Source organism: Paenibacillus methanolicus (genome assembly GCF_008124765.1).
GTDB classification, from domain to species: Bacteria; Bacillota; Bacilli; order Paenibacillales; family Paenibacillaceae; genus Paenibacillus_Z; species Paenibacillus_Z methanolicus.
The window spans coordinates 592,712-607,564 of the sequence record NZ_VNHS01000002.1 but is presented as its reverse complement, the minus strand read 5'-3'; the positions used below and the strand labels follow the sequence as shown (position 1 = coordinate 607,564).

15 protein-coding genes are annotated in these 14,853 nt (G+C 57.4%); all 15 read left to right on the top strand.

All coding sequences use genetic code 11. The annotated features are described in order from the left end of the window. Positions 1-279, top strand: a complete 279-nt coding sequence (gene yqfC, locus BCM02_RS07765; RefSeq protein WP_148928759.1) for a sporulation protein YqfC — start codon at positions 1-3, stop codon at positions 277-279. Between the two features lie 48 nt (positions 280-327). After that, complete coding sequence (gene yqfD, locus BCM02_RS07760; protein ID WP_148928478.1) at positions 328-1,521, top strand: sporulation protein YqfD; 1,194 nt, start codon at positions 328-330, stop codon at positions 1,519-1,521. A 6-nt stretch (positions 1,522-1,527) separates the two neighbouring features. Beyond that, positions 1,528-2,496 carry a PhoH family protein gene (locus BCM02_RS07755; protein ID WP_187434062.1) on the top strand — a complete coding sequence of 323 codons (969 nt, stop codon included), beginning with the start codon at positions 1,528-1,530 and terminating at the stop codon, positions 2,494-2,496. A 181-nt stretch (positions 2,497-2,677) separates the two neighbouring features. Continuing rightward, a complete protein-coding gene (locus BCM02_RS07750) occupies positions 2,678-4,873 on the top strand; it encodes an HD family phosphohydrolase (protein WP_148928477.1) in 2,196 nt (731 codons plus the stop codon). Continuing rightward, entirely contained in the window at positions 4,870-5,367 is a 498-nt protein-coding gene (gene ybeY, locus BCM02_RS07745) for an rRNA maturation RNase YbeY (protein WP_148928476.1), read from the top strand. Before BCM02_RS07750 ends, ybeY begins: the two co-directional genes overlap by 4 nt. Continuing rightward, entirely contained in the window at positions 5,367-5,729 is a 363-nt protein-coding gene (locus tag BCM02_RS07740; RefSeq protein WP_148928475.1) for a diacylglycerol kinase, read from the top strand. The genes ybeY and BCM02_RS07740 overlap by 1 nt, the downstream gene beginning before the upstream one ends. Positions 5,730-5,754: 25 nt before the next feature. Continuing rightward, entirely contained in the window at positions 5,755-6,210 is a 456-nt protein-coding gene (cdd, locus tag BCM02_RS07735; protein WP_148928474.1) for a cytidine deaminase, read from the top strand. Next, positions 6,207-7,118, top strand: a complete 912-nt coding sequence (gene era / locus BCM02_RS07730; protein WP_148928473.1) for a GTPase Era — start codon at positions 6,207-6,209, stop codon at positions 7,116-7,118. The genes cdd and era overlap by 4 nt, the downstream gene beginning before the upstream one ends. Before the next feature lie 114 nt (positions 7,119-7,232). Then, on the top strand, positions 7,233-7,388 hold the full coding sequence (locus tag BCM02_RS07725) for a YqzL family protein (RefSeq protein WP_148928472.1): 156 nt from the start codon (positions 7,233-7,235) through the stop codon (positions 7,386-7,388). A 57-nt stretch (positions 7,389-7,445) separates the two neighbouring features. Further along, entirely contained in the window at positions 7,446-8,195 is a 750-nt protein-coding gene (recO, locus tag BCM02_RS07720; RefSeq protein ID WP_148928471.1) for a DNA repair protein RecO, read from the top strand. A 389-nt stretch (positions 8,196-8,584) separates the two neighbouring features. Continuing rightward, positions 8,585-9,472, top strand: a complete 888-nt coding sequence (glyQ, locus tag BCM02_RS07715; RefSeq protein WP_148928470.1) for a glycine--tRNA ligase subunit alpha — start codon at positions 8,585-8,587, stop codon at positions 9,470-9,472. Then, complete coding sequence (glyS, locus tag BCM02_RS07710; protein ID WP_148928469.1) at positions 9,465-11,546, top strand: glycine--tRNA ligase subunit beta; 2,082 nt, start codon at positions 9,465-9,467, stop codon at positions 11,544-11,546. Before glyQ ends, glyS begins: the two co-directional genes overlap by 8 nt. 11 nt (positions 11,547-11,557) lie before the next feature. Then, positions 11,558-12,379 carry a pyruvate, water dikinase regulatory protein gene (locus BCM02_RS07705; RefSeq protein WP_148928468.1) on the top strand — a complete coding sequence of 274 codons (822 nt, stop codon included), beginning with the start codon at positions 11,558-11,560 and terminating at the stop codon, positions 12,377-12,379. 108 nt (positions 12,380-12,487) lie between these two features. Continuing rightward, complete coding sequence (locus BCM02_RS07700) at positions 12,488-12,961, top strand: YaiI/YqxD family protein (protein WP_246183256.1); 474 nt, start codon at positions 12,488-12,490, stop codon at positions 12,959-12,961. Positions 12,962-13,002: 41 nt separating this feature from the next. Next, a complete protein-coding gene (gene dnaG, locus BCM02_RS07695) occupies positions 13,003-14,853 on the top strand; it encodes a DNA primase (RefSeq protein WP_148928467.1) in 1,851 nt (616 codons plus the stop codon).

Here is a 14,853-nt window from a genome sequence, read left to right as displayed (position 1 = left end):
ATGGGCCGCATCAACCGCAAACTCCGCAAAATGGCAGCCGATCTGCTCGATCTGCCGCAGGATGTCGTATTTGATTTGCCACGCGTGACCATGATCGGCGACCGCCAGCTCTACATCGAGAACCACCGCGGCGTGCTTCACTTCTCCAGCGATAAATTACGGCTCGCGCTCAGCAAAGGCGAACTCGAAGTCATCGGCGATGGCCTTGTCATCCGCACCATTTGGACCGAAGAGGTGTTCGTCGAAGGCCAGATTAAACATATATCGGTCCGCGAATAGCGTGCCGCGCCAATTAGGTTCCGAACGAATAACAGAGGGGGAGTAACGATGAATGCCTCATGGTTGCAGTGGGTGCGCGGGATCGTGACGATTCGCGTCCGCGGCGAAGGGCTCGAGCTGCTGGTTAACCGCGCATTGGCGAAGGGACTGCAATTATGGTCCATCAGCCGGACAAGCGGGGGGGAGCTTGTTTGCCAAGTCACGGTCGGCGATTTCTTCAAGCTGCGTCCGCTGCTGAAAGAAACGGGATGCCGCGTGCACGTCGCCGGACGGAAAGGAATGCCGTTCTGGCTGCGCCGCGTGGAGAAGAGGCTTTTTTTTGGCGCGGGGCTCGTCCTATTCTTCGTCGGCATGTACTTGCTGTCGTCGCTGATCTGGTCGATCGACGTGAAGGGCAATGAGAAATTATCGGAAGAGCATATTCTGAAAGTGGCCAAGCAGCAGGGGTTGTACCCGTTCCAATGGTCGTTCCGGCTGCCCGACACGAGCGACCTGCAGCGGGATTTGACGCGCAGCTTGCCGGGGGCGGCCTGGGTCGGGGTCGAGAAGCGCGGCACCAAAATCACGATTCAGATCGTGGAGACGACGAAGCCTGCGCCATCGCCGCCAGTCGACCCGCGACATATTATTGCGGCCGCCGACGCGGTCGTCACCGATATTCAGGCCGAGACGGGAAGGCCGGTCGTCAACCGGAACCAGAAGGTGAAACGGGGCGATGTTCTGATCTCGGGCATACTCGGCGACGAGAATCATAACATGCTCGTCCCGGCGCACGGCAAAGTGAGAGGGCTCGTATGGCACGAATACGAAATCGCCTCCCCGTTGACGCGCAAGGTGCAGGTCTACACGGGCGAGACGATGACCCGCTGGTACGGGGTCGCGTTCGGGCGCGCGCTCAAGGTAAGCGGCTACGGGAAGATCCCGTATCAATATTTCGAGACGATCCGTCACGAGGAGCAGGCCGCATATCGGACCTGGAGCCTGCCGCTTGGCCGGATCAAAGAGACGATCCGCGAGGTGCGCCTCGACAAAATTCCGGTCCCCGCCGCCGAGGCGAAGACGATCGGCTTGAACCAGGCGCGCGCCGATATTCTGTCGAAAGCGGGCGCGGACGCGGTCGTGCGCGCGGAAAACATTTTGCATGAAAAGACGGAGAATGGTAAAGTTTATATGAAAGTGCTTTTTGAAGTCGAACAATCGATAGCGGCGGAGCAACCGTTAGTACAGATGCAAGGAGAATGAGCCTTTTTGCTGAATGAGACGAAGGTAGTAAAGATCCCGCTCGCGAACGCGGCGGAAGGGCTTGCGCTATTCGGCCCGCAGGACAAGTATTTACGGTCCGTTCAGGACCAGACGAGCGCGGACATCATGTCGCGCGATGCGGAGATCATCCTCTCCGGTCCCGCGCCCGAGGTGGATTCCCTCGAGCAGCTTTATACGGTTCTGCAGCAGCTTGTCCGGGGCGGCTACACGCCGTCGGAGCGCGATATCGCGTACGCTTACGAGCTGGCGCGGACGCTGCAGGCGGATCAACTGCTGGATTTGTTCAAAGCGGAAATCACGACGACGTTCCGCGGCAAGCCGATCCGGGTGAAGACGATCGGACAGCGTCATTACGTCAAGACGATCAAACGCAAGGATGTCGTCTTCGGCATTGGCCCGGCGGGTACGGGCAAGACGTATTTGGCGGTCGTGCTCGCGGTTGCGGCGCTGAAGGAAGGCTCGGTTAAGAAGATCATGCTGACCCGTCCCGCCGTCGAAGCGGGCGAGAATCTCGGCTTCCTGCCAGGCGACCTGCAAGAGAAGGTGGATCCTTACTTAAGACCGCTCTACGATGCGCTCCATGACGTTCTCGGGCCAGACCAGACGGCCAAGGCGTTCGAACGCGGCTTGATCGAGGTCGCGCCGCTCGCGTACATGCGCGGCAGGACGCTCGACGATTCCTTCATCATCCTCGACGAAGCGCAGAACACGACGCCTGAGCAGATGAAGATGTTTCTGACTCGTCTTGGCTTCGGCTCGAAGATGGTCGTGACGGGCGACGTTACGCAGATCGATTTGCCGCGCGGCAAAAACTCGGGGCTAATCGAGGCGTCGCGCATACTGAAGAACATAGAGGAAATCGGATTTATTCATTTCACCGATCAGGATGTCGTTCGGCATACGCTCGTGCAGAAAATAATTATGGCGTACCAGTCGGACGCCGAAGAGAAGTAGACGGATTATCCCGCGCCGGCAGCCGGCGCGGGATAATCCTTCATTCGGATGCGCCCGCGAAAGCCGAAGTTGTTCGATCCCCTCAAGCATCAGCGCGTTACCGATCATATAAAGGGATAGGGGTCGCGAGGGCGACTCCATATTCCTAACTGGGGGATGTCCATCGCAGGAGGAGATCACCATGTTAAGCAGCTGGAAGCACAGCCCGGCGGTACGTTGGGTGCTGCTGCTTCTGTTTGTCGTATTATTCTACTTCAGCCTTGCGCCGCATGTTCTTCCGACGACCTACGACATCGAACCGGGCAAGCGCAGCGACCGGGACGTCATCGCCCCGAACGCGAAGGAAGACAAGAAACGGACGCTCGCCGCGCAAGAACTTGCCGCCGAGCAGGTTGAACCGCTCTATACGGTCGTTAGTCTGAAAGGCGATGCCTTGCTGGAACAGATTTTCAAGCGGATCGAACAGTTGAACCAAGACGACCAGGTCACGGAACAGAACAAAGTGAATATTTATCGCAGCGAAATTCCGCAGTCCTATCATGATTACGTAGACCGTTTCGCGCAGTTGAACCGCGGCAACGACGCCTACAACGATACGCTGCTGGAGGACATGGCGCAGGGCGCCAAAGATCAGGCGTACCGCCTGCCGGAGGAGACGTATTACAAGCTGCCGTCGCTTAGCGCCGAGCAGTTGACGGAGATGCGCGACGTGGCGGTCGTGATCGTGAAGAAGCTGATGGGCGAAGGCTTGCGCGACGCGGAGACCGCCCGGTCGAAAGTGGCCGAGCTCGTCAACGCCAGCACGCTGACGGACCGCAAATCGCGCGAGATCGTGCAGGAACTGGCCCGTTTCGCGATCATGCCGAACCGGTTCCTGAACAAGGAAGCGACGAACGAGGCGAAGGTTGCGGCGAAGGAAGAGACGCCGCCGGTCATGATCAAGCAAGGGGACGTCGTCGTCAAGAAGGGCGATATCGTCACGCTGGAGAATTACGAGATGTTTTCGGATTTCAACTGGCTGCAGGACAAGAAGACGTATTGGCCGCAATTCGGACTGCTCCTGCTATCGTTGCTCTTCGTCATCGTCATCTACAGTTACATGGAGAAAGGCGCCACGCCCGGCGGGGCCAAATACAGCAACGCCCAGTTCGTCATGCTTTGGTTGATTTATCTGCTGAATCTGCTGGCGATGGAGATCGTTCAGTTGACGCAAACGGATACGATGCCGTTTGTCGGTTATTTAGCGCCGACCGCCATGGGGGCGATGCTGATCGCGATTTTGTTGGACGTGCCCCTTGCGGTCGTCAGCTCGTTTTTGTTCGCGATTGCCGGCAGCGTAATCTTTAATACGAGCACGGACGCGATTTTCGACTTTAATTTCGGCTTCGTCATTGCCGTCGTCTCGTTCGCGGCGATCTTCGGCATTCATCGCGCGGGCCAGCGTTCGACGATTCTGAAGGCAGGCATTATGGCGAGTCTGTTCGGTTCGGCCTCGGTGCTCGCGATCGTCATGCTCGGCGAGCTGCCGCAGAAGAGCGAACTGGTGCTGACGGTAGCGTTCGCGTTCGCGAGCGGACTGCTGACTTCGATTCTCGTTATCGGACTAATGCCTTTCTTCGAAGTGTCGTTCGGCATTCTCTCGGCGCTGAAGCTGGTCGAGTTGTCCAATCCGAACCATCCGCTCCTGCGCAAGTTGTTGACCGAGACGCCGGGCACGTATCATCACAGCGTCATGGTCGGCAATCTATCGGAGGCGGCGGCCGAAGCGATCGGCGCGAACGGCCTGTTATGCCGCGTCGGTTCGTTCTACCACGATATCGGCAAGACGAAGCGGCCGAGCTATTTCATCGAGAACCAGTCCAACATGGAAAATCCGCATGACCATATCGAGCCGAAGCTGAGCAAATCGATCATTATCGCCCATGCGCGCGACGGGGTCGAAATGCTGAAGGCGCATAATATTCCGAAGCCGATCCGCGATATCGCGGAGCAGCATCACGGCACGACGTTCTTGGCGTTCTTCTACCATAAGGCGGTCAAGCAGGCGGAGGAGGAGGGCGTCGATCCCGACTTTACCGAGGATGATTTCCGCTACCCGGGGCCGAAGGCGCAGTCGAAGGAAGCGGCGATCGTCGGCATTGCCGACTCGGTCGAAGCGGCGGTCCGCAGTTTGCGCAGCCCATCCGTGGAACAGGTGGAGACGATGATCGCGAAGATTATCAAAGGACGCCTGGATGACGGGCAGCTGAGCGATTGCGACTTGACCTTGAAGGAGCTGGACAAGATCGCGCAGACGTTGAAGGAAACGGTCATCGGCATTTTCCATTCCCGGATTGAATACCCGGAAGAGGTCAAATCAAAGGAGCGACTAGCATGAGCATACAGCTGGATTGGAGCAACGAACAGGAGAAGGTCGAGCTGCCGGAAGCATTCGTCGGCAAGCTGGAAGAGCTGTTGAAGCTGGCGGCGCAGGCGGAAGGCATTGAAGACGGCGAAGTTTCGCTGACGTTCGTCACGGACGAAGAAATTCATTCGCTCAACCGCGAGTATCGGAACATCGACCGTCCGACCGACGTCCTGTCGTTCGCCATTCAGGAAGTGACGGACGAGGAGCTGGATATCGTCTACGAGGTGGAGAGCGAGGACGAAGAGGTGCCGCTCGAGGGCATGCTGGGCGACATCATCATCTCGGTCGAACGGGCCGCCGCGCAGGCAGAAGAGTACGGGCATTCGCTGGAGCGCGAGCTCGGGTTTCTGTTCGTGCACGGCTTCTTGCACCTGATCGGCTACGACCACCAGGACGACGAGAACGAAGCGGTCATGACCCGGAAGCAGGAAGCGGTGCTTTCCCAGGTCGGTCTCACGCGCTAATGCGCCGTTTCTGGCAAAACGTCGGCTTTGCCGTCGAAGGGTTGCGCTATGCGACGCGAACGCAGCGCCACATGCGGATTCATTGGATCGCCTCCGCGCTTGCGGCGGCCGCAGGCTTCTGGCTTGGTCTCACCGGACTGGAATGGGCCGTACTTGCGCTGCTGATCGCCGTCGTGCTGGCGGCAGAGCTGCTAAACACGGCCGTCGAATGCGTCGTAGACTTGGCGAGTCCGCAGCGGCATCCGCTAGCCAAGGCCGCCAAAGATACCGCCGCCGCCGCCGTCCTCGTGATCGCGGCGGCAGCCGTCGTTATAGGCGCAATCCTGTTTTTGCCGCATCTGGCGGTTAAGTTCGGATTGTAATCATAACTCGGATGGAGAGATGGACATGAATCAACCTCAAGCCGGACATAAGGACAACCTCCCGGCCGAGTGGCGGGCACTCGCCGAAGCCGCGCTCGTAGCGCGGAAGCGCGCGTACGTGCCGTATTCGAATTTTCAAGTAGGCGCCGCCTTGCTGGACGAGCAAGGCGCCATTCACTTCGGCTGCAACGTCGAGAACGGCGCTTACAGCCCGACCAACTGCGCGGAACGTACGGCGCTTCACCGCGCCATCGCCGACGGCCATCGGCCGCGCTCGTTCCGAGCTCTCGCCGTGACGGGAGAGACGCACCTGCCGATTACGCCATGCGGCGTCTGCCGCCAAGTAATCGCGGAGCTGTGCTCGCCGGACATGCCGATCATTATGACCAACACGAAAGGCGACTGGCGGATCACCACCATCACGGAACTGCTGCCGGGCGCATTTTCATTGGAAGACGAAAGGAATCAAACGCAATCATGAACCAACCCTCCAAAAAAGAACCGTTCCGTTCCGGCTTTGTCGCGATTATCGGCCGGCCGAACGTAGGCAAGTCCACGCTGATCAACGAGATGATCGGACAGAAAATCGCGATCATGTCGGACAAGCCGCAGACGACGCGGAACAAAATCCACGGCGTATATACGGCGGACAATTATCAGATCGTGTTTCTGGACACGCCGGGTATTCATAAGCCGCAGCATAAGCTCGGCGATTTCATGAACAAGTCTGCGGTCGGCACGCTGGGCGAAGTCGACGCGGCGTTCTTCCTGATCGACGCGGCCGAAGGATTAGGCGGCGGAGACCGTTTCATCATCGAGCAGTTGAAGAAGGTGAAGACGCCGGTCTTCCTCGTCATGAACAAGATCGACAAGATTCAGCCGGAGGCGCTGCTTCCGCTGATTACGGAATACAAAGATCTGCACGACTTCGCCGAGATCGTGCCGATCTCGGCGCTGCAGGGCAACAACATCTCCACCTTGCTGCAGACGCTGACTAAGTATTTGCCGGAAGGACCGCAGTATTATCCGGCCGATCAAGTGACGGATCATCCGGAGCAATTCGTCGTCGCCGAGCTAATTCGCGAGAAAATCCTGCATATGACGCGCGAGGAAGTGCCGCATTCGATCGCGGTCGCCATCGAGGATATGAAAGTGCAGGAGAATGGCGTCGTCCATATCGGAGCCGTAATTTTCGTCGAACGCGATTCCCAGAAGGGCATCGTTATCGGCAAGCAAGGCGCGGTGCTGAAGGAAGTCGGCAAACAGGCACGCAAGGATATCGAGCTGCTTCTCGGGTCCCGCACGTTTCTGGAGCTGTGGGTCAAGGTGAAGAAGGATTGGCGGAACCAAGACCGGATGCTGAAGGACCTCGGTTTCCGCAACGACTAGCGCGGCCGGCGTCATAGGACCGGTTCATCTAACCAATTTATGCTTGGGATAGCTCGCGGACAATTATCGCAACCTAAGACCCTAGATCATTTCCATTGACGGAGGGGAATACGGGTGCGAGATTTTTCGTGGAAGTATTTTACACTGACCGGAGACGTAGACGCTTTTTTGCTCTATAAGGAAATGGATCAATTATCGGCCGCCGGCTCGGCGGAGAGCCAGGCGGAGCTGGATGCCGCGGTCGAAGCGGCGGAGGAACTTGCGCCGTAAGGATCGAACGCCTCTTCCGCTCATTCGGCTCGCGCGGCCGGTTAAGGGGAGAGGCACATGCAATATCGGGTCGAAGGCTTGGTTATCCGAAGCATCGATTACGGGGAAGGCAACAAAATCGTCACGTTGTTGACGAATACGCAGGGCAAAGCAGGGGTCATCATCCGCGGGGCCAAGAAGGCGAAAAGCAGGCACGGCTCGCTGGCCCAGCTTTTCACGCACGGCGAATTCATCTTTTTCCGTAATACCGGCCTAGGCACGCTGACGCATGGTGAGATCATCGAATCTCACCATGTTTTGCGTGAAGGGCTGGAGCTTACCGCCTATGCGTCTTATGCGGCAGAGCTGACGGATCGCGCGCTGCAGGAAGAGGAGGCGGGCGCCTATGTATTCGAACAGCTGAAGAGCTGCTTCGCGGCTCTCCAGGAAGGCAAGGACCCGGAAATCATCATTCAGTTGTACGAAATCAAAATCTTGGAGTTGACCGGCTATGCCCCGGACTTCGAGACGTGCGCGTCCTGCGGCAACGTCGTCGGTTCGATGGCGCTCAGCGCACGGGCAGGCGGCGTCTTGTGCAGCCGCTGCTCATACCGGGATCCGCAAGCGCTGCAGCTCACGGACGGCGCCCTTAAGCTTCTGCGGTTGTATCGCCGGATGGATATGAGGCGGATGGGGCAAGTGCAGGTTAAGCCGGAGACGAAGAAGCTGCTCAAGCAGGCGATGCGGCAGCTGATGGATACGCACGTCGGGTTGAATCTCAAATCGCGCTCGTTTCTGGATCAGCTGGACAAGTACACGATGGAGTAGCGGTTTCGTCCCAAGTTGACTTTTTGGCCAAATATGGCTATGATAAGGCATTATGAATACGGGCAATGAGGGAGAAAGTAATCGATTTGGTCGCGTGGCCAGCGAGCCGGGGATAGTGCAAGCCCGGTCTAGATCAATCGGCGAAGGGCGCTCCGGAGTCCGGCAAGCAGGAAAGAAAGCGGGTTCTCGGACAAGCTGGCGTCGCGCGGCTTCGCATGGGAACCAAGTAGGGTGGAACCGCGGGAGATATGCTCTCGTCCCTATGTCTGTTCATTGGACATAGGGACGGGAGCTTTTTGCTTAGAGGACGGAGTCGTTTCGCCTCGCCCGCAGCTAGTCTGATGACCAAGCACGACCCCATACCACGAAGAAGGGAAGTTACGCGAGAGATGAATTTTCAAAACATGATTTTGACGCTCCAGCAGTTCTGGGCGGAGCAAAACTGTATTCTCGTTCAGCCGTACGATACCGAGAAAGGCGCCGGCACGATGAACCCGATGACGTTCCTTCGCACGATCGGGCCGGAGCCGTGGAACGTGGCTTACGTCGAACCTTCGCGCCGCCCTGCGGACGGTCGTTACGGGGAGAACCCGAACCGTCTCTACCAGCATCACCAATTCCAAGTCATCCTGAAGCCGTCTCCGGACAACATTCAAGAGCTGTATCTCGAGAGCTTGAAGCGCCTTGGCGTCGATCCGCTTCATCACGATATCCGTTTCGTCGAGGATAACTGGGAATCGCCGACGCTCGGCGCATGGGGCCTGGGCTGGGAAGTATGGTTGGACGGCATGGAGATTACCCAGTTCACATACTTCCAGCAGGTCGGCGGGATCGACGCGAACCCGGTCGCGGTCGAAATTACATACGGCATGGAGCGTCTAGCTTCCTACATTCAAGACAAAGAGAACGTGTTCGATCTGGAGTGGGTCGACGGCGTCACGTACGGCGACGTGTTCAAGCAGCCGGAGTACGAGCATTCCAAGTATACGTTCGAGACCTCCGACGCGACGATGCTCTTCCAATTGTTCAATATGTACGAGGATGAAGCGAAGAAGACGATGGAGCAGAAACTAGTCTTCCCGGCTTACGATTACGTGCTCAAATGCTCCCATACGTTCAACCTGCTCGACGCGCGCGGCGCGATCAGCGTCACGGAGCGCACGGGTTACATTATGCGGGTTCGCAACTTGGCGCGCGCCTGCGCGGCGACGTACTTGGAAGAGCGCGAGCGTCTCGGCTTCCCGCTGCTTAAGAAAGGAGTGAGCGCAAATGGCTAAGGATTTACTGCTGGAAATTGGACTTGAGGAAGTGCCGGCGCGTTTCGTGCGCGGAGCGATGAACCAACTGAAAGAGAAGACCGTCAAATGGCTGGAGAACGCGCGCATTCCTCACGGCGACGTGAAAGCCTTCGCGACGCCGCGGCGTCTGGCGATCCTCATTCAAGACGTGGAAGAGAAGCAAGCCGACGTGAGCGAAGAAGTGAAGGGCCCGTCGCGCAAAATCGCGCTGGACGAGAACGGCGCTTGGAGCAAAGCGGCGCTGGGATTCGCCCGCAGTCAAGGCATTGATCCGGCCGACTTCTTCTTCAAAGAACTCGGCGGCGTAGAATACGTGTATGCGAACAAGAGCAGCATCGGTACCGTAACGAGCGAAGTGCTGCCGGAAGGCTTGAGCGGTATCGTGACGTCGATGTCGTTCCCGAAAAACATGCGTTGGGGCGCGTACGATTTGAAATTCGTCCGTCCGATCAAGTGGATGATCGCCTTATTCGGCTCGGAGGTCGTGCCGTTCGAGATTACGGGCGTACATACCGGCAATACGACGCGCGGCCACCGTTTCCTGGGCGGCGAGACGCCCGTAAGCGAGCCTCGGCAATACGAGGCTAAGCTGAGAGAGCAGCAAGTAATCGTCGACGTCGAGGAACGCGAGCAGCTGATTCTCGATCAGATCGCGTCGCTAGCGGCCGACAAAGGCTGGAATATCGCGGTCAAGGAAGATTTGCTGGAGGAAGTATTGTTCCTCGTCGAATATCCGAACGTGCTGTTCGGCACTTTCGATCCGACTTTCCTTAACATTCCGCAAGAGGTGCTCATCACGTCGATGCGCGAACATCAGCGCTACTTCCCGGTGTTGGACGGCGAAGGCAAGCTGCTGCCGTTCTTCGTAACGGTTCGCAACGGCGACCGCACGTCCATCGAGCAGGTGGCCAAAGGCAACGAGAAGGTGCTGCGCGCTCGTCTATCGGATGCGAAATTCTTCTATGAAGAGGACCAGAAGCTGGCGATCAACGACGCGCTCGCGAAGCTTGCGGCGATCGTTTATCACGAGGAGCTTGGGACGGTTGCGGACAAGGTGCGGCGCATTCAAGTAACGGCGAGCAAATTGTCGGACGCGCTTCGCGTAGACTCGCGCATGCTGGACGACGTGACTCGCGCGGCCGCGATTTGCAAATTCGATCTCGTTACCCAGATGGTCTACGAGTTCCCGGAGCTGCAAGGCGTCATGGGCGAGGACTATGCCCGCAAGGCCGGAGAGCGCGCCGAAGTCGCGCAGGCTATCAATGAACACTACCAACCGCGTTTCGCGGGCGATCGCGCGCCGAGCTCGCTCGTCGGCGCCATCGTGAGCATCGCGGACAAAATCGACACGATCGTAGGCTGCTTCTCGATCGGCATTATTCCAACGGGTTCGCAAGATCCGTATGCGCTCCGCCGCCAAGCCGCGGGCATCGTGCAAATCATTCTCGCGCACGGTTTGAAGCTGCCGCTCGATACGCTGTTCAATCTTTCGCTCGACGTGCATCAAGGACGCGCTTTGAAACGCGAAGCCGGCGACATTCGTAAAGACCTGCATGAATTTTTCGGCCTGCGCGTAAAGAACGTGCTTTCGGAGCAGGGTATCCGGTATGACGTCATCGACGCGGTCATGGCTGCCGGCTATGGCGATTTGCGTCACGCGATCGACCGCGCTTCCGCGCTGACGGCTGCCGCGGCAGGCGAACGTCAAGCCGACTTTAAGCTTGTCGTCGATGCGCTGACGCGCGTGGGCAACTTGGCCGCGAAGGCGACGACGCGCGAAGTGAATCCGGAACTGTTCGCCGAAGAGGTCGAACATGCGCTGTACCAAGCGTTCAACGTGGTGAAGCCGAAAGTAGACGCCGCGCTGGAAGCGGGGGACTCGGCCGTCGCGCTCCGCGAGCTATCTGTTTTGAAAGATGCGATTAACGGTTATTTCGACCGTGTAATGGTAATGGCTGAAGAGGAGAACGTCCGCGGGAACCGGCTGGCCACGCTTGCCTTGATCGCGGAGCAAACGTCGCGAATCGCCGATCTGTCCAAATTGGTTTGGTAGGAGGATATGCTATGGCTGCCAGTACGCAAGCTGAAGTGATCATCTATGTGGTTTCGGATTCCGCCGGCGATACCGGGGAGCTCGTCGTACGGGCGGCCGTCGCCCAGTTCCATCCGATCTCGGCCGACATTCGCAGGGCGCCCTTCGTTCAAGACGAAGCGGCCGCCGCGCGGATCGTCGAGCTGGCGAAGGAAGCAGGCGCCATCATTCTCTACACGCTCGTCCTCCCGCAGCTAAGGGAGTGCCTGGATAGCTTGGCGCAGGAGCACGGCGTACCGGCCATCGATTTGCTCGGCACGCTTGTGGGCAGCCTCGAGCAGAAGACCGGACGCAAATCCCGCCAAGAACCCGGGCTTAACCACGTGCTCGACGAAGATTACTTCCGGAAGGTCGAGGCCGTCGAATTCGCGGTCAAATACGACGACATGCGGGATACGACGGGCATCACGAAAGCGGATATCGTGCTCGTCGGCGTCTCGCGCACGTCCAAGACGCCGCTCTCGATGTATTTGGCCCACAAGAAGTTTAAAGTCGCGAACGTGCCGCTCATGCCGGAGCTCACGCCGCCGGACGAACTGTTCCGCATTCCGAAGGAGAAGATCGTCGGGCTTACGATCGGCGTCCATTATTTGAACGTCATTCGCAAGGAACGGCTGAAGGCGCTCGGTCTGCCGGATAGCGCGGCGTATGCCACGCCGACCCGGATCGAACGAGAACTGGCGCACGCGAACGAAATCATGACGAAGCTGGGCTGCGTCGTGATCGACGTGTCGCATCGGGCGGTTGAAGAGACGGCTAGTTTGATCATGGAAAGCATCGTGAAATCGTCCTAACATTTTTTGCGAAGAAAGTTTGTAATGTGCCCTTGACAAGCAGGATTTTTTTGTTCTTTGCCGTATATAATAGTACGGTACTTTACCAGAAAATGCGGTGAACCTAGAGTGGCGACAAGGTCTGAACCCCTTATAGTCGTGGATGCGGACGCTTGTCCGGTCAAACGGGAAATCGTGCAGGTCGCGCGCACGCTCGCGGTGGAAGTGCTGATGATCGCTTCGTTCGATCATCGGTTGGAAGCCGAGCCGGGGGTGCGCGTCGTTCAGGTCGACAGAAGCGATCAGTCTGTCGACCTTTACATAGCCAACCATGTTGGAAGGGGAGACATCGTGATAACGCAGGACTTCGGTCTTGCGGTCGTCGTGCTGGCGAAAGGCGCGACCGCGCTTTCGCCGCGCGGGCAAGAGTATGACGAGCGGAATATCGATTTTCTGATGGAACGCCGACATGAGCTTGCCAAGCGACGCCGCAGCGGCGGCAAAACGAGAGGACCCAAGGCGATGACGGACGAGGATCGTTACCGGTTTCAGCAAAAGCTGACAAAAGTTTTGCTCCATCGGCAGGAGATTGGTGAACAATAGCGAATAGTATTACGTGTCATTTTGGATGAAGGTGAAGTTCATTGGCTTACGAGAAAATACCGGATTCCGTCATTGAAGCGGTACTTCGGCATCATGATATCGTAGATACGGTGGGCAAATACGTTCAGCTTTCCAAGCAGGGGAAATATATGAAAGGGCTATGCCCGTTTCATTCCGAGCGTACGCCATCGTTCACGGTCACGCCGGAAAAACAAATTTTTCACTGTTACGGATGCGGAACAGGCGGCAACGCCATCAAGTTTATTCAGGAAATCGAGGAATACTCGTTCCCTGAAGCGGTGAAAGTCATGGCGCAGGAGGCTGGCATCCCCTTCGATTGGACGGCGAGCGATGCAGCCCCATCGCCGGCGGATCTCGAGCGCGAGAAATTGATCGAAGCGCACGAGCTGACCGCCAAATTGTACAACTATTTGTTGAAGAACACGACGCACGGTCAGCAGGCCATGGCTTATCTACGCAATCGGGGCGTCACCGACAAGCAGATCGACCACTTCAACATCGGCTATGCGCCTCGGGAATGGGATACGCTGGTTCGTTTTCTCGATCAGCGCAAATTCGATTTGGCCCTTATGGAGAAGGGCGGATTGATTATCGCCAAGCAGGACGGAAGCGGCTACGTGGATCGGTTCAGGGAGCGCATTATGTTCCCGCTATGGAGCCGGGAGGGCAAGACGATCGCGTTAGCCGGACGCCTCATGGGCGAAGGGCAGCCGAAGTATTTGAACTCGCCGGAGACGCGGTTGTTCAACAAAAGCCGGAACTTGTATAATTTCCATCATGCGAGAGTGGACATGCGCAAGCATCGGCGAGTTGTTTTATTCGAAGGGTATATGGACGTCATCAAGGCATGGAGCGCCGGGGTGAATAACGGCGTGGCTTCCATGGGGACCTCGCTGACGGAGGAGCATGCATCGCTTCTTCAGCGGAACGCGGACGAAGCCATCATCTGTTACGACGGCGATAATGCGGGCATGGCCGCCGCGCTCAAGACGATTCCGCTGCTCGAGAAGACGGGGCTTAAAGTACAAGTGGCTGTGCTTCCGCAAGGGATGGATCCGGATGAATATATCGAGAAACATGGCGCGAACGCATTCATGCGCGAGATGATCGAGCATCCGGTGTCAGCCACGAAATTTAAGCTAATATATGCCAAGAAAAACCATATACTCCTAGAAGAAGAAGGGCGCAAAAATTACCTGCTCGAAGCGGCCGGCATCATCGCCGCGCTGGACTCCCCGATTGAACGGGAAATCTATCTCAAAGATTTGTCCCGGGAATTCGATATATCTATTGAGGTGCTCAAACAGGACGTCTTCCATCACCGGGAAAAGTCTTACAAAATGAAACCGCAAAGGGATAATAACGACAATTGGTGGAATACTGGTAGGAATGAAAACCGTCGTGTGCCCAATACGCCCGCAATCCCGCAAGCTCCGCCGGTTTTGCCGGCTTACCAGTCCGCCGAACGCAGGCTGCTGGCCCGGATGCTGCAGGATGCCGAAGTTGCCCAGGCCGTGCACGACAAGCTCGGAGACGCATTTAACGTAGAGGATCACGCAGCGCTTGCTGCTTATTTATACGCTTATTATGCGCAAGGCCATGATCCCGATGTCAGCCGGTTTATCGCCTCGCTCCAAGACGATCGTCTGGAACGGACAGCCGCTTCGATCCTGATGACAGAGGATCACTTCCCTTTCGACGAGGGACTGCTGGAGGACTTTATCCGAGAAATTCGCAAAGTGCCGCTGCAGAGGGAGATCGAACGGAAAAGAGAAGAAATGGTGCGAGCAGAGCGCTCCGGCGACATGTTATTGGCTGCAAGAATTGGAATTGAGATCAATACCCTAGAACGCAATATGAAGCAACGGTAG

What these genes read in the sequence shown, in the direction of transcription:
- cdd (WP_148928474.1), top strand. Translation starts at nt 5,755, where the DNA reads ATGAATCAACCTCAAGCCGGACATAAGGACAACCTCCCGGCCGAGTGG.
- glyQ (WP_148928470.1), top strand. Translation starts at nt 8,585, where the DNA reads ATGAATTTTCAAAACATGATTTTGACGCTCCAGCAGTTCTGGGCGGAG.
- glyS (WP_148928469.1), top strand. Translation starts at nt 9,465, where the DNA reads ATGGCTAAGGATTTACTGCTGGAAATTGGACTTGAGGAAGTGCCGGCG.
- recO (WP_148928471.1), top strand. Translation starts at nt 7,446, where the DNA reads ATGCAATATCGGGTCGAAGGCTTGGTTATCCGAAGCATCGATTACGGG.
- ybeY (WP_148928476.1), top strand. Translation starts at nt 4,870, where the DNA reads ATGAGCATACAGCTGGATTGGAGCAACGAACAGGAGAAGGTCGAGCTG.
- era (WP_148928473.1), top strand. Translation starts at nt 6,207, where the DNA reads ATGAACCAACCCTCCAAAAAAGAACCGTTCCGTTCCGGCTTTGTCGCG.
- BCM02_RS07705 (WP_148928468.1), top strand. Translation starts at nt 11,558, where the DNA reads ATGGCTGCCAGTACGCAAGCTGAAGTGATCATCTATGTGGTTTCGGAT.
- BCM02_RS07750 (WP_148928477.1), top strand. Translation starts at nt 2,678, where the DNA reads ATGTTAAGCAGCTGGAAGCACAGCCCGGCGGTACGTTGGGTGCTGCTG.
- BCM02_RS07740 (WP_148928475.1), top strand. Translation starts at nt 5,367, where the DNA reads ATGCGCCGTTTCTGGCAAAACGTCGGCTTTGCCGTCGAAGGGTTGCGC.
- yqfC (WP_148928759.1), top strand. Translation starts at nt 1, where the DNA reads ATGGGCCGCATCAACCGCAAACTCCGCAAAATGGCAGCCGATCTGCTC.
- yqfD (WP_148928478.1), top strand. Translation starts at nt 328, where the DNA reads ATGAATGCCTCATGGTTGCAGTGGGTGCGCGGGATCGTGACGATTCGC.